The following is a 14,351-nucleotide window of genomic DNA, read 5'->3' as shown; positions in this document are numbered from 1 at the left end:
TCGATCAAGCGAATGGTCGCTCTCCGCGCAAGTCAATGCGCGGTCTTCACCATGTCCACCTGGGTTTCGGTAATGTCGTCGTGCAGGATGTGGTCCAGCCGGTCGGCGACCATCTGGTCGTCGCGGCGGATCTCGCGCTTCCACGGCTGGCGGCCCTTCAGCACGCCCGATTCATCGACGATCTCGGCGACATATTCCTCCTGGCGATAGGCCATCACATGGATGCCGGAGACACCGGGAATTTCCTTCACCTCGTTGATGATGTCGGTGCAGAGCTGCTTGCCTTCCTTCTTCTGGTCCTGGGCGCCTTCCAGCCGCTTGATGATAGCGTCGGGGATATGGATGCCCGGCACGTTGGAGCGGATCCATTTTGCCGTCTTGGCGGAAGCGAGAGGGCCGACGCCACACAGGATGAACACTTTCTCGGTGTGGCCGAGATCACGTGCCTTCTGCATGAAGGTCTTGAACATCGGCACGTCGAAGCAATACTGCGTTTGCACGAACTGCGCGCCGGCGGCGATCTTCTTGCCGAGATGGATCGGGCGAAAGTCGAAGGGCGGCGCGAACGGATTGACGGCAGCGCCCAGGAACAGCTGCGGCGGCGTCGTCAGCTTGCGGCCGGACAGAAACTTGCCGTTGTCTCGCATGATGCGGCAGGTCTCCAACAGCGACATGGAATCGAGGTCGAACACCGGCTTGGCGCCCGGCTGGTCGCCGGCCTGCACACCGTCGCCGGTCAGGCACAGCATGTTGGCGACGCCCATCGCGGCGCCGCCCAGCACGTCGCCCTGGATGGCGATGCGGTTCTTGTCGCGGCAGGCGATCTGCATGATCGGGGCGTAGCCCATGCGGGTCAGAAGCGCACAGATGCCGACCGACGACATATGGCAATTGGCGCCGGACGCATCGACGGCGTTGATGGCGTCGACCCAGCCGTCGAAGATCTTTGCACGGTTGTAGACATCCTCCGGATCGGCGCTGTCGGGCGGGTTCAGTTCGGTCGTCACCGCGAACTCGCCGCGCCTGAGCACGCGCTCCAGGCGGCCGCGCGAGGTGTGGCCGGGCAGGGGATCGAGCGGCAAATGGATGCCGGCCGGATTTTCGTCGAGCTGGCGGCCGGTCACGAGGAGGCTCCGGTCTTCGCCGCAGCGGCGGCTTCACGGGCTGCCGCGGCCTGCGCGGTTACCCGCAGCCAGGCAGAGGTTTCGCGCAACGACTGATCGACCGGCTTCTGCACTGTGAGGATCCTGTCGGAGTTGACCATGTTCCGCGAACCTTCCCAGGCCTTGACCCAGACGCAGGGCATGTCGGGTTCGACCTCGCAATTGCCGTTGGCGCGCACGCCGCCGCAAGGGCCGTTGCGCAACTGCTTGGGGCAGTTCATCGGGCAAGACATGCCGGTCGAGGACAGGATGCACTGACCGCACATGCGGCAGTCGAACATGAAGCCCTTTACCCGCTTTTCGACGAACTTGATTGGAGCCTCGACGCGGCCATAGCCGATACCCTTCCACAAGGGGTGCAGCAGCAAGAACGTGTCGGCGAAGCGGGCGTAGAACCATTCGAGCAAGCGCGAATGCCTGATCGACCACAGCCGTATCGCGAAGGAGCGCTGTACGCGCCGCTGCGGCGAGACATCGGCCGGCTTGTAGTCGGACTTCGGCGCCGCCTTCTTGACCTGAGTGGCCTGCGTAATGGCCACCCCTTCCTTGCTCACGGGAGTGGTTTCAGACATTTTCTTTGCCGCCGGCCTTGACCAGAGCGACCAGCCGCTCGCGGTCATATTTCGCGTCGATCTCGTTGAAGGCCTTTTCGACCTCGGCTTCGAGATCGTCACCGACCGGAACTGGATCAGCCTTGCGCCACTCGGCCAGATAGTCGTCCGTGCCGCCGGCGCCGGTGCGCATGGCGCACATGTCGATCGCTTCGGTGAAGCGCAACGGCAGTTCGCGCTTGGCGTTCTGCCGGCCCTTCTTGACGATGACCTGGGCAGGAATGTCGCGCCAGTAGACGACGATAAGATCGGCCATGAATTCTCGCTCCTCGATCCCCGAGCATTGCCGCAAGCGCAGTTGACCCGCTTGTTATGGGACGACGCGCGCGCATTCAAAAGCGACGCATTTGGATGTCGTAAAATGAAAGGTGCGTTTATTCGTTTGCGACCCATGCCGCGACGGGGTCACTGCAGCGATAAAGGCGGCGGAGTTTGCACCGTTCCGGACACCGGATGCGTTACCAAATGCCGGTTCTCAGCCCTGTCCAGACGTAGAACCAGATCGTCGGGTGGTACCACTGCTTCGATGGCAGCCCTGGATCGAACGTTGCAAGTTTACCGGCCAACGCGTCGCTGACCGCCTCGACGCAGATGTCGCGCGAAAACGCCGCCTGGCGCAGCGCATAGCTTGAGATGGTGTCACCTTGTTTCGGCTTGCCGCGCACCTGCTTCAGCACGCCACCAGTGTCGACACCCGCATCGACCAGATGGACGGTGGTGCCGAAATTCTGCGGATCGCCTGACGTCAACGCCCAATAGCCGCCATTCATGCCGCGATATTTCGGGGTGATGCCGGCATGATAGTTGAGCACCGGACACGGCATTTTGGCCAGCATCTCCCTGGAAATCAGCCGACAGCCGTTCAGCAGCACGACGCCGGGCTTGATCGTCTGGATTGCCTGCAGACATTCCGGCCCGTTGGCGGATGCCACATGGACGATGACCTGGCCTTGCCGCGGTTCCGTTTCAAGCTTCTCCTCGGCAATCAACCGGGCGGCGTGTTTGACGTTAAGCCGTTTGCCGAGCCTGCTCAGCACCATCGTGCCGAGCTGGCCGATGGCAGAGATCCAGCCCTGGCGTCGGGCTCGGCCGCGCAGCAATTGCTTTTTCGATTCAGGGATTTCGAGAACGACGCTGACAGGGCCGACGCGGTCGGCGAGGTCGTTGATCATGGCCCAGACGTGCGCGCCGCCACCGGTGACGACGACAATAGGTCGCGGATTTGGTTGCGACGCTGCCATTGATCTTTCCGTGCTCCAAGGACCGGCTGACGTGGCCGGACCTTAGGGCGGGCAGGTTAATCCTTGGTATGCCGAAGCCTTACCAACGCATGAAGACCCCAGTCAGCGCTTTAACTCCACGATGTCGAGCTTCGATTCATAATAGGGCGCGGGGAACTCGATACGCCATTCCTTGGCACTGTTTCGGAAGGCGTAGCCGACCTGGTCGGTTTGCGGGCCGCTGCCATAGGGCTTTGCCCGATCGTCGTTGACGGAGCCGGAGCCAAGATAGATCGAGCGCTTGTCGCCGTCGTCGAAGAAGCGGCCCTGGGTGCGCTGAGAACCGCTGGTCTTTTCCAGTCGCCAACCGGAGCCATCATCGGTGACCCTGCATTTGAACCAGCCATAGACAACGAGCGGGCTCAGTCCGCCGACCTTGATCGTGCGGCACCGCCACTTGCCGGTGAGATCCTTGTCGGAGAAGGCGACCAGCGGCTTGGCCAACAGCGTGTCGAGTTGCTTGAGCTCGGCGGGGTTGGCCGCCTTTGCTTCGGCGAGCGCCGCCTTGCGGGTGTCGCCATATTTGTCGAGCCGCGCCTTATCGGCAGGCGTGATCAGTTTTTGCACTTGACCGTCGGCAAGGGCGGGCAAACTGCAGCAGAGGAGACCAAGGGCGGCGATCAATGGGCGAAGGATCATCAAAGGATTCCCTGTTTGTCTGGAACGGCGCTGCTGCCGCCTGGCGCATAACTTACCGGGTCGCTGGCGCCTGTCATCGTGCTTAACAGCGTCTCGGTCAAAACTTATGGTGACGCATGCGAATCTTGCTTACGGGATCGTCGGGTTGGCTGGGCAGCGCGTTGGCGCCGCTCCTGCGTAGACTTGGACACGACGTCACCGGCCTCGATCCCGTTCCTTCGGCCGAAACGCGGATCGTCGGTTCGATCGCCGACCGTGACCTCGTCATGCGCGCCGTCGGAGAAAACCGGACAGAGGCCATTATTCACAGCGGCGCGCTGCACAAGCCCAACATAGACAGCCATGCCAACAGCGATTTCATCGCGGCCAACGTGCAAGGCACGCTAAACCTGCTCGACGCGGCGGTGGCTGCCAATGTGCAACGGTTCGTCTTCACGTCAACGACCTCACTGATGATTTCGCAGGCGATACGCGACGGCTTCAAGGGCGGTGCGCGCAAGGCGGCGTGGCTGACGGAAGCGATGTCGCCCGAGCCGCGCAATATCTACGGTGTCACCAAGCTATCCGCCGAGCATCTCTGCCGTCTCTACCATCTCCAGCACGGGCTGCCGGTGGTGGTGCTGCGCACGGCACGTTTCTTCCCCGAGGCCGACGACATGGCGCATGCCATCGAGCAATCGGACGCCAACACCAAAGCAAACGAACTGCTGTTTCGGCGGCTGACGGTGGAGGACGCGGCGCAGGCGCATGTCGTGGCCTTGGAGAAGGCACCGGAGCTCGGCTTCGACATCTTCATAGTCTGTGCGACGACGCCGTTCCAACCCGAAGATTGCGAGGCGTTGATCAGGGACGCGCCGTCCGTGGTGGCGCGGTACTTTCCTGAATTTCCCGCTCTCTACGCGAGGAAGGGCTGGACGATGTTTTCCTCGATCGACCGGATCTATGACGCGTCGCGGGCGCGGGACAGGCTGGGTTTTGCCTGCAGGACGCGCTTTGCCGACGTGCTGGCGGCGCTGGCAGCCGAAGACCCGGCCTGAAGCCGTCAGGCGTTCGCGGCCGCCCGCGCCAGGCCTGGCGTCAGGTCGCCAAAACCGGTGGAACGGCGCTCGTAGGCGAGGCCGAGCAGGGCGGCGGCCTTTTCCGCGACCTTGTCGAGCTCCGGATCATCGGTCTGCGCCAGATAGATCAGCTTCTCGTAGTTGCCGAAATAGTCCTTGATCAGCTCCGGATGCTTGTCCAGCCCGAGCGGCTTCATGAAAAAGGCATCGAACTGGCGGCACAGGAAGTCCGTCATGTAGAAGGACATCATGTCGTCGTCGGCGACCTTCGCATAGGCTTCCATGCCTTGATAGAAGGCGAAGCAATGCGGGCCGGCCATGCGTTCGACGCCATGCTTCTCCAACACGCGGTCAAGCAGCCCGCCAGTGCCGCAATCGGCATAGCCAACGAAGATGTGTTCATAGCCTTCCGCCCTGGCCTTTTCGATCGCCTTGTCCATGGCCGGCGCGATGCGGTCGGGATGGAAATGAAACTCCGCCGGCAAACACGTCAATTCGAGGTGATCCAGCCCGAGCTGTTCCTTGACGGCCAACACCTCGCGCGCAATCATCCCGCAGGCGATGACGAGCAGCCTGTCTGTCTGATTCGGTTTTGTTTTTTTCGTCTTGACCAAGTCGAGCCGGCTTTTCGCTGCGGGGCTAATTTATCTTTCGAGGGAGACACCGTCCATGAAACTGCTACGCATAGCGCCGATGGCTATCCTTGCCTGCGCTCTTGCACTTACGGCCTGCGCCAACACCGTTCGGGGTGTCGGCAAGGATGTCAAGTCGACGGCCAGGGCGGTCAAAGACACCGTCGCCAATTGATCGGCGGCCGTCTCTCATCTGGGGACAAAAAAGCCGCGCTGCAAGGCGCGGCTTCTCTTTCGTCGCCCTGATGCCTTGGATCAGGCCGAAGCACGCACGTTGTGCTTGCGCTTCATGAAATCCTTGGCGGTCTCGACCGCCACCGCCGCGTCGCGGCAATAAGCGTCGGCGCCGACGGCCTTGCCGAATTCCTCGTTGAGCGGCGCGCCGCCGACCAGCACGACGTAGTCGTCGCGAATGCCCTTTTCCTTCATCGTGTCGATGACGACCTTCATGTAGGGCATGGTGGTGGTGAGCAGCGCCGACATGCCGATGATGTCGGGCTGGTGCTTTTCGATCGCGTCGAGATACTTCTCGACCGCGTTGTTGATGCCGAGATCGATGACGTCGAAGCCCGCACCCTCCATCATCATGCCGACGAGGTTCTTGCCGATGTCGTGGATGTCGCCCTTGACGGTGCCGATCACCATCTTGCCCTGTTTCGGCGCGCCGGTGGCGGCGAGCAGCGGACGCAGGATGAACATGCCGGCCTTCATGGCGTTGGCGGACAACAGCACTTCCGGCACGAACAGGATGCCGTCGCGAAAATCCTCGCCGACGATACGCATGCCTTCGACCAGCGCCTCGGTAAGCACCTTGTAGGGCGCCCAGCCGCGCTCGAGGAGGATGTTGGTGCCTTCCTCGATCTCTTCCTTCAGCCCGTCATAGAGATCGTCGTGCATCTGCTGCACCAGCTCGTCGTCGGAAAGCTCGGAAAGGATGATCTCGTCGTCGGACATTTTTATCCAGCTCCTCACGGCATCGCGACTGTGTCGCAAGGCACAAAATATTGGTGTTCATACCTAACCCGCAACGGGCGGGTATCCATAGCTGATTTGCGACTTCCCGCAAAAGGAAAGCGACTGGAAAATCTATCGGTTTTCTTGTCGATTTTGCGACAGGCGTTGGCGCGGACGGGCCGTTTCGAATAGGGTGCATGGCTACGATCCGGGCAAAGCCGCGTCATGCGGCTGCAACGGTTACGGACCAGCCATAGTCAGGCAGGCCATATTCAGGGAAGAGCGATCATGAGCGAACACGCGGCAGTCGACCAGGAAGCGTCAAACGCGCGGCGTGGGCGGGGCGCCAGCGGCGGAGCAGCGGCCAGGCGTGCGGCGCGCTCCGGCGGCGGCCCCGGCACCCAGCTCACCTACATCAAGCGCAAGATCAACGTCTACGAGGTGCTGAACGAGGAAGGCCTGGCGCTGATCGAGAAGAACACCGACACGGTGCTGGAAGAGATCGGCATCATTTTTCGCGATGACGCGGAAGCGCTGCAGCTCTGGAAAGAGGCCGGCGCCGACGTCAAGGGCGAGCGCGTGCATTTTCCCAAGGGACTCTGCCGTTCGCTCTTGAAGACCGCCCCCCCCATCTACACCCAGCATGCCCGCAATTCAGAACGCTCGGTGCAGATCGGTGGCAATGCGACGGTATTCGCACCGGTCTATGGTCCGCCCTTCGTGCGCGATCTCGACGGCGTCAGGCGCTACGCGACGATCGAGGATTTCCAGAATTTCGTGAAGCTTGCCTACATGGCGCCGTCGATCCACCATTCGGGCGGCACGGTATGCGAGCCGGTCGACGTGCCGGTCAACAAGCGCCATCTCGACATGGTCTACGCGCACATCAAATATTCCGACAAGCCGTTCATGGGTTCGGTGACCGCACCGGAGCGCGCCGAGGACACGGTGGCGATGGCCAAGCTCGTCTTCGGCGACGACTTCGTCGAGAACAACACGGTGCTGACGAGCCTGATCAACGCCAACTCGCCGATGGTGTTCGACGAAACCATGCTCGGCGCCTTGAAAGTCTATTCGCGGCATAACCAGGCCTGCATCGTCACGCCGTTCATCCTGGCCGGCGCGATGAGCCCGGTGACGGTCGCCGGCACGCTGACGCAGGTCCTGGCCGAAGTGCTGGCCGGCGCCTCGTTCACGCAGCTGATCCGTCCGGGCGCGCCGGTGCTGTTCGGCACCTTCGCCTCGTCGATCTCGATGCAGTCGGGCGCGCCGACCTTCGGCACGCCGGAGCCGTCGCTGGTCTCCTATGGCGCGGCACAACTCGCCCGCCGGCTCGGCTTGCCGTTCCGTACCGGAGGGTCGCTCTGTGCTTCGAAAGTTCCGGACGCACAGGCAGCCTATGAGAGCGCCAACACGCTGAACTCGACCATTCTCGCCGGCACCAATTTCGTCCTGCATTCGGCAGGCTGGCTCGAAGGTGGACTGGCCTCCTGCTACGAAAAATTCATGATGGATATCGACCAGCTCGGTATGACCCAGAAATTCTCCGAGGGCGTCGACCTGTCGGAAAACGGCCAGGCGATGGACGCCATCCGCCAGGTCGGCCCGGGTAGCCACTATCTCGGCTGCGACCATACGCAGGCCAATTTCCAGACCGCATTCTACCGCTCGTCGATCGCCGACAACAACTCCTACGAGCAGTGGCTGGCCGAGGGCCAGAAGACCGCACCGCAGCGCGCCAACGATCTGGCGCGGCGCTGGCTGGAGGTTTACGAAGCGCCGCACCTTGATGAAGGCATCGACGAAGCCTTGAAGGATTTCATCGCCAAGAAGAAGGGGTCGATGCCCGACGCCTTCACCTGAAAGGAGCCCGAGTCAGGCGGGGCTAAAGTCGCCAACATCATTCACAAGGAAGTCTGGCGGAGCGCCTTCTCCGATCCGGACAAGAAGGGATGATTGCATGCGCGGCATGATCGACGAGATCACGGCCGCGCTTGGCGCCAACGGCCTCATCCTGCGTGGCGGTCTTCTTTTTCGCGATGACGACAGTATTCCTGATGGCGCCTCGGGTGAGCCGGCAAAGTCTGTCCTGCTGGTAGGGCAGGCGGGTGCCGCGCCTTGGCCGCATTTCCTGCGCTGGCGGCAGCAACAGCCACAGGCGATCGCCGATCCGCTCGACACCTGGTCGCGGCAGGTCATCGGCGACGTGGCGCAAGAGTTTGGTGCCCGCGTCGTTTCGCCGTCGGACAAGCCTTACCTGCCGTTCCAGCAATGGGCTGTTAGGGCGGAAGGGCTGAAGCCGTCCCCGCTCGGCATCCTCATGCACCCGCAATACGGGCTTTGGCATGCTTATCGCGGCGCGTTGCTGTTCGAGGAGGAGATAACGCTTCCGGAATTTCGGGAGACGATCCATCTTTGCGACACATGCGTCGACAAACCTTGTCTGAAATCCTGTCCGGTCGACGCTTATTCGACGGATGGTTTCGCCTACCAGGCCTGCCTTGCGCATGTGCGGGGGGCGAATGGCGAGCCGTGCCGCAGTGGCGGTTGCCTCGATCGCAACGCCTGCCCCTATGGCTGCTCCTATCGCTATCCGCCGGAGGTTCAGGCGTTTCACATGGCTAGTTTTGCACGGGCCGCCACCTGATTTTTGCCCCCGCCAAGCAGGCTACGCCGATGGGCGCCTTGACCGCGACCGGTCCGCTTCTGGTCCGACTGATCCGTGGCTGGACCGGCAGTTTTTCGGTATCGGCTTTGTGTTCGTCGCGCTCGGTCTTGGCGCTGCCATCATGGGGTGCGGCGCCGGCCGTGCGCAGCATGTCGGAGCCAGGACCATACGCCTCGAGGGCCAAAGCTGATCGAAACTTTCCGCAGGCAGCCTGCAAGCGCATCACGCGATTCCGCACGAAATGTTGACTATCGGGCTCAGGGAACGCCTTGCCGTGGCGGCTTGCGCGGATATGTATCGCGCATCTGGCAAACGGAGCAGGCAATGACGAAGCAGGACCTTCACATCAAGACCCGTGACGGCGTGGCGAAGGCGGGCCTGTTCCGCTCGGCCAAGGTCTCTTCAGCCAAGGCCGGTGTCATTCTCTACCAGGATGCCTTCGGTCCTCGCCCGGCGCTTGACCAGATGGCGGAACGGCTGGCGGTCGAGGGCTATGCGGTGCTGGTGCCCGATCAATTCTATCGCAATGCTCCCTATGGGCCGTTCGACGCCAAGACCGCCTTTGTCGAAGAAAAGACAAAGGCGCCGCTGATGGCGCTGGTCACCGGTACGACGCAGGAAATGACCATCAGCGACAGCGCCGCCTTTGTCGACGCGCTCGCCGGCGAAGGCGTCACGGGACCGATCGGCACTGTGGGCTATTGCATGGGCGGGGCACGGGCGCTCAACGCGGCCGCGACCTACCCCGACAGGGTCAAGGCCGCCGCCAGTTTTCATGGCGGCAACCTAGCCAGCGATGCCGCCGACAGCCCGCACCGCAAGGCGGCTTCCATCAAGGCGCGCGTCTATGTCGGCATGGCAGGCGTCGACCGGAGTTTTCCACCGGAGCAGTCGACCAAGCTGGCCGCGGCGCTGAGGGCGGCGGAAGTCGACCATCTGCTGGAGAACTATGTCGGCATGGCGCATGGCTGGTGCGTGCCCGACCACAGCGTCTACGACGAAGCTGGAGCCGAGCGTCACTGGAAGCGGCTGACGGCGCTGTTTGCCGAGACATTGACCTGAGTCTCGCGTCTGTTCTCGCCTGTTGGCTGCCCAATCCGTTCGCGGTATCAGGGCGTCTCGCTGAATGAGCGGGAGCCGCGCGGGAACGATCAACCTTATGCAATCCTATGATGTCGTGATCATCGGCGCCGGCGCCGCCGGAATGATGTGCGCCGTGGAAGCGGCCAAGCGCGGCCGTTCGGTGCTGATCCTCGATCATGCGGCGGCACCTGGCGAAAAGATCCGCATCTCCGGCGGCGGCCGATGCAATTTCACCAACATCCATGCGAGCCCGAAGAATTTCATCTCGAGGAATCCGCATTTCTGCATCTCGGCGCTCAGCCGCTATACGCAGCGCGATTTCATTGCGCTGGTCGAACGCCACGGTATTGCCTATCACGAGAAGACATTGGGGCAGCTGTTTTGTGACGGCTCCGCGCGCCAGATCATCGATATGCTAGTCTCGGAAATGCGGGGCAGGGGCGCCGAGCTGGTATTGTCGACCCGCGTCGAGACTATCGGCAAAACCCCGGAAGGGTTTGAACTCACCCTCTCCACGGGCTCGGTTTCCTGCCAGTCCCTCGTCGTGGCCTGTGGCGGCAAGTCGATCCCCAAGATGGGCGCGACGGGCTTCGGCTACGAGCTTGCCGAGCGGTTTGGCCTTGCAGTCGTCGAAACACGGCCTGCACTGGTGCCGTTGACCTTTGACGCAAAAACGCTTGAGCGGCTTTCGCCCCTGGCCGGAAACGCGGTCGACGCCGAGATTGCCTGCGGCAAGACGCGGTTTTCCGAAGCGATGCTGTTCACGCATCGCGGCGTCAGTGGGCCATCCATCCTGCAGATATCCTCCTATTGGCGCGAGGGCGATGAGATCCGCATCGCCATGCTGCCGGGCACTGATGTGGCTGAGCTCGTCCGCGCCGCCAGGCGTGGCAATGGCCGGCAAGCGGTGCAGACCGTGCTGGCGAATCATCTGCCGAAACGGCTGGCTCAGGCGATAGCCGAGCGAACCGGGCTAGACGGCAACCTCGCCGACCTTTCCGAGGCCCAGATCAAAACAGTCGAGGTCGCGGTCAACGACTGGCGCATCAAGCCAGCCGGTTCGGAGGGCTACCGGACGGCCGAAGTGACGCTCGGCGGGGTAGACACCAACAGCCTCGACCAGAAGACGATGCAGGCGAAGTTGATGCCGGGCCTGTTCTTCATCGGCGAGGTCGTCGACGTCACCGGCTGGCTCGGCGGCTATAATTTCCAATGGGCGTGGTCGTCGGGCTGGGCGGCGGGCCAGGCGTGTTGACGTTCAGGCGAGGCCGGCCTGCCTGACTCGACACGCCCCAGACACAAACGTCCAATTCGAGAAAAATCTTTCCATCCCCCCAAGGATTAGCCATTAGCCTTCGTCCAACAGGCAAATGATGGCGATGATGCTGGATGAGAGCGAAGCCTCCGACGCCGAACTGATCGGGCGGGCGAAGGGCGGAGACAGGGGGGCCTTCGGCAAATTGCTGGAGCGTCACTACGACTTCGTCTATCGCGCCGCCTATCGCTGGTGCGGCAGGAAGGCCGATGCCGAAGACATCGCCCAGGAAGTCTGTGTCAGGCTGGGCAAGGCAATCCGCGATTATCGCGGCGGCGGCGCGTTCACGACATGGCTCTACACCATGACGATGAACGCGGCGCGCGACACGATGCGCAAGACCCAGCGCGAGACCGTCAAGACCGAGGCCTATGGCATCCATGCGTTGATATCGGGCGAAGGCCCGGCCGAGGGTGAAGACCCGACCGAGGCGTTGTGGGCGGCGGTGCGGCAATTGCCGGACAAGCAGCGCGATGCGGTAATGCTTGTCCATGGCGAAGGCTTGAGCCACGCGGCCGCCGCCGAGGCGATGGCGATCTCGGAGACGACGGTTTCCTGGCACATCCATGAAGCGAAGAAACGGCTGAAGACGTTGATGCGTTCAGCCGGGGAAGTGTGACCATGGTCGACGACAACGAACTCAGAAAGCTGAGCAATACAGCGGTACCGGCGCCGGGCGAGAGCGCGAAGGCACGAGCCTTCGAAGCCGCCCTGCGCGCCTACGATCAAGAAAATATTTCCCCCGTCACCCAAGGATCGGCTGGCGGCCTTCGTCTCACGGAGCGAGCACAAAAGCTCTGGAGCGAGATCATGCAAAAGAAACTCATTGCCACGCCGGCCCTTGCCGGCCTCGTCGCCCTGCCGATCGCCGGCTACGCCACCTTCCATATGCTGAGGGAACAGCCGTCGCCGGTCGGCGGCGACGAGAAGATCACCGAGACGCTGGCCGACAAGCCGGCGACGCTGAAGACAACCACCGCCGAGCCGAAACAGGCTGCCGCGGCGCTGGAGAAGGACAAAAAGGCAGACTTGGACGTGGAAAGCCGCGATGCCAGCGGCGACGCGCTTGCGCCACCAGCTTCTCCGCCACAGTCGCAGACGACTGCCGTCGGGGGCTTGGCACCGCAGGATGGACGTACGCAAAACGTGACGCCGAATGCTGACGCCCCGGCAACAGTTAACGAATCTCAGTCGGCCACCTTGCGGGCTTACAAGCCAGCACCGGCCCCCAAAGGTGAATTCGCACTGGATGGCACGACAAGCGCGCCGTCGCGAGTTGCTCGCATGCCGGCTGCCGAGCCCAAGCTTATGTCCCCGCAGCAGCCGGCGGCCATCCCGGCCGACCAGGTGGCGCCGCAGGAGGAAAACCGCGACCGCGTCCAGGATTTCAAGACCAATCCGGTGCACGCCGCATTGGAGGAGCCGGTCTCGACCTTTTCGATCGATGTGGACACCGCGTCCTATTCCTTCGTGCGCGGCTCGCTGAAGCAGGGCTACCTGCCGCAAGCCGACACGGTTCGCGTCGAGGAGATGATCAATTACTTCCCCTATGACTGGAAGGGGCCGGACTCGGTATCAACGCCGTTCAACTCGACCGTCAGCGTCATGCCGACCCCGTGGAACGCGCACACCAAGCTGATGCACGTCGCCATCAAGGGTTTCGACATCAAGCCGACCGAGCAGCCGAAGGCCAATCTGGTCTTCCTGATCGACGTGTCGGGCTCGATGGACGAACCGGACAAGCTGCCGCTGCTCAAGTCGGCGTTCCGGCTGCTGGTCAGCAAGCTGAAGGCCGACGACACCATCTCGATCGTCACCTATGCGGGCGATGCCGGCACCGTGCTGATGCCGACAAAGGTTGCCGAGAAGGACAAGATCCTCAATGCCATCGACAATCTGCGGCCCGGCGGCTCGACGGCAGGCGAGGCCGGCATCAAGGAAGCCTACAAGCTTGCCCAGCAGTCCTTCATCAAGGACGGCGTCAACCGGGTGATGCTTGCCACTGACGGCGACTTCAATGTCGGCCAGACCGATGACGACGACCTGAAGCGGCTGATCGAGAGCGAACGCAAGACCGGCGTGTTCCTGTCGGTGTTCGGCTTCGGCCGCGGCAATCTGAACGATGAAATGATGCAGACCATTGCCCAGAACGGCAACGGCACCGCCGCCTATATCGACACGCTGGCCGAGGCAGAGAAGGTGCTGGTCGAGGACGCGTCCTCGACGCTGTTCACCATCGCCAAGGACGTGAAGATCCAGGTCGAGTTCAACCCGGACAAGGTCTCCGAATATCGTCTTATCGGCTACGAGACCCGGGCGCTTAACCGCGAGGATTTCAACAATGACCGCGTCGATGCCGGCGATATCGGCTCGGGGCATTCGGGCACCGCGATCTACGAGATCACGCCCAAAGGCGGTGGTGGTGAGCAAATCGATCCGCTACGCTACGGCCAGGCGACGGTCAACAATGGCGGCGTTGCCAATGCGGACGAATATGCCTTCGTCAAGATCCGCTACAAGCTGCCCAACGAGGATGTCTCGAAGCTGATCACCACGCCGGTGACCTCGGCCAACGAGGTCGCGTCCTTCGACCGGGCGAGTACCGACCAGCGTTTCTCCGTCGCGGTCGCGGCCTTCGGCCAGAAGCTGCGCGACGAGGATGCGACCGGGAAGTTCGGCTACGACAAGATCATGGAGATTGCCACCGCCGCCCGAGGAGCCGACCCGTTTGGGTACAGGTCCGAGTTCCTTTCGCTTGTGCGCCTTGCCTCGGCGCTGGGCGGCAACCGGTAGTGGCGATGACGGCCGGTTTCTTTCAGATGACGGGATCGTTGTGATCACCGGCCGACGGGCGGGTGAGGCAGGCCGGCTAGGGATCTTTGCCCTTGCCGGCCTTTTTTTCGTTGCGCCATGCTTGTCCGCCACCCATTCTGGCGAGCGGGAGGCAG

General features: G+C 62.5%; 15 protein-coding genes and 1 pseudogene. 9 read left to right on the top strand and 7 right to left on the bottom strand.

Going from position 1 to position 14,351, the window contains the following annotated elements; genetic code table 11:
* Positions 1–32: 32 nt before the first annotated feature.
* The 5 genes from ACVWWD_RS23870 to ACVWWD_RS23850 all read right to left on the bottom strand — a co-directional run bounded on the left by ACVWWD_RS23870 (position 33) and on the right by ACVWWD_RS23850 (position 3,693).
* On the bottom strand, positions 33–1,124 hold the full coding sequence (locus tag ACVWWD_RS23870; protein ID WP_023783098.1) for a methylenetetrahydrofolate reductase: 1,092 nt from the start codon (positions 1,122–1,124) through the stop codon (positions 33–35).
* Complete coding sequence (locus tag ACVWWD_RS23865; protein ID WP_023769855.1) at positions 1,121–1,735, bottom strand: methylenetetrahydrofolate reductase C-terminal domain-containing protein; 615 nt, start codon at positions 1,733–1,735, stop codon at positions 1,121–1,123. The genes ACVWWD_RS23870 and ACVWWD_RS23865 overlap by 4 nt, the downstream gene beginning before the upstream one ends.
* Positions 1,728–2,030 carry a virulence factor gene (locus ACVWWD_RS23860; RefSeq protein ID WP_015317423.1) on the bottom strand — a complete coding sequence of 101 codons (303 nt, stop codon included), beginning with the start codon at positions 2,028–2,030 and terminating at the stop codon, positions 1,728–1,730. Before ACVWWD_RS23860 ends, ACVWWD_RS23865 begins: the two co-directional genes overlap by 8 nt.
* Before the next feature lie 202 nt (positions 2,031–2,232).
* Positions 2,233–3,015, bottom strand: a complete 783-nt coding sequence (locus ACVWWD_RS23855) for a formyl transferase (protein WP_023791788.1) — start codon at positions 3,013–3,015, stop codon at positions 2,233–2,235.
* Between the two features lie 102 nt (positions 3,016–3,117).
* Positions 3,118–3,693: a DUF4893 domain-containing protein gene (locus ACVWWD_RS23850; protein ID WP_352548512.1), complete on the bottom strand. Its 576-nt coding sequence runs from the start codon at positions 3,691–3,693 to the stop codon at positions 3,118–3,120.
* Positions 3,694–3,809: 116 nt separating this feature from the next.
* Here ACVWWD_RS23850 and ACVWWD_RS23845 point away from each other — a divergent pair, with 116 nt between their 5' ends.
* Positions 3,810–4,730 carry an NAD-dependent epimerase/dehydratase family protein gene (locus ACVWWD_RS23845; RefSeq protein WP_352548510.1) on the top strand — a complete coding sequence of 307 codons (921 nt, stop codon included), beginning with the start codon at positions 3,810–3,812 and terminating at the stop codon, positions 4,728–4,730.
* A gap of 5 nt (positions 4,731–4,735) precedes the next feature.
* Here the strand turns inward: ACVWWD_RS23845 and ACVWWD_RS23840 are convergent, their stop codons facing one another.
* Positions 4,736–5,365 carry a DUF1638 domain-containing protein gene (locus ACVWWD_RS23840; RefSeq protein WP_023769859.1) on the bottom strand — a complete coding sequence of 210 codons (630 nt, stop codon included), beginning with the start codon at positions 5,363–5,365 and terminating at the stop codon, positions 4,736–4,738.
* A gap of 55 nt (positions 5,366–5,420) precedes the next feature.
* Here ACVWWD_RS23840 and ACVWWD_RS23835 point away from each other — a divergent pair, with 55 nt between their 5' ends.
* On the top strand, positions 5,421–5,558 hold the full coding sequence (locus ACVWWD_RS23835) for an entericidin A/B family lipoprotein (protein ID WP_015317428.1): 138 nt from the start codon (positions 5,421–5,423) through the stop codon (positions 5,556–5,558).
* 80 nt (positions 5,559–5,638) lie between these two features.
* On the opposite strand, the gene ACVWWD_RS23830 is transcribed toward ACVWWD_RS23835, so the two are convergent.
* Positions 5,639–6,337 (bottom strand): corrinoid protein, encoded by a 699-nt coding sequence (locus tag ACVWWD_RS23830; RefSeq protein WP_015317429.1) that lies wholly within the window; start codon positions 6,335–6,337, stop codon positions 5,639–5,641.
* 288 nt (positions 6,338–6,625) lie between these two features.
* On the opposite strand from ACVWWD_RS23830, the gene ACVWWD_RS23825 reads away from it, so the two are divergent.
* From ACVWWD_RS23825 to ACVWWD_RS23795, 7 genes and pseudogenes are all read left to right on the top strand, one after another.
* Positions 6,626–8,200: a trimethylamine methyltransferase family protein gene (locus ACVWWD_RS23825; protein WP_023791780.1), complete on the top strand. Its 1,575-nt coding sequence runs from the start codon at positions 6,626–6,628 to the stop codon at positions 8,198–8,200.
* A gap of 97 nt (positions 8,201–8,297) precedes the next feature.
* Positions 8,298–8,984 (top strand): 4Fe-4S dicluster domain-containing protein, encoded by a 687-nt coding sequence (locus ACVWWD_RS23820; protein WP_352548506.1) that lies wholly within the window; start codon positions 8,298–8,300, stop codon positions 8,982–8,984.
* A 38-nt stretch (positions 8,985–9,022) separates the two neighbouring features.
* Positions 9,023–9,195 (top strand): annotated as a pseudogene (locus tag ACVWWD_RS23815) (cyanate transporter); the annotation flags it as partial.
* 134 nt (positions 9,196–9,329) lie between these two features.
* On the top strand, positions 9,330–10,067 hold the full coding sequence (locus ACVWWD_RS23810; RefSeq protein ID WP_352548504.1) for a dienelactone hydrolase family protein: 738 nt from the start codon (positions 9,330–9,332) through the stop codon (positions 10,065–10,067).
* 97 nt (positions 10,068–10,164) lie between these two features.
* Positions 10,165–11,343, top strand: coding sequence for a BaiN/RdsA family NAD(P)/FAD-dependent oxidoreductase (locus ACVWWD_RS23805; protein ID WP_352548562.1), 1,179 nt, complete (start codon positions 10,165–10,167; stop codon positions 11,341–11,343).
* A gap of 118 nt (positions 11,344–11,461) precedes the next feature.
* Positions 11,462–12,022, top strand: coding sequence for an RNA polymerase sigma factor (locus ACVWWD_RS23800; protein ID WP_352548560.1), 561 nt, complete (start codon positions 11,462–11,464; stop codon positions 12,020–12,022).
* 2 nt (positions 12,023–12,024) lie between these two features.
* Positions 12,025–14,196 carry a YfbK domain-containing protein gene (locus ACVWWD_RS23795; RefSeq protein ID WP_352548502.1) on the top strand — a complete coding sequence of 724 codons (2,172 nt, stop codon included), beginning with the start codon at positions 12,025–12,027 and terminating at the stop codon, positions 14,194–14,196.
* Positions 14,197–14,351 lie beyond the last annotated feature (155 nt).

The organism is Mesorhizobium sp. URHB0026 (assembly GCF_054059755.1).
Note: the sequence above shows the minus strand (reverse complement) of the source record. Positions and strands in the feature narration are given on the sequence as shown.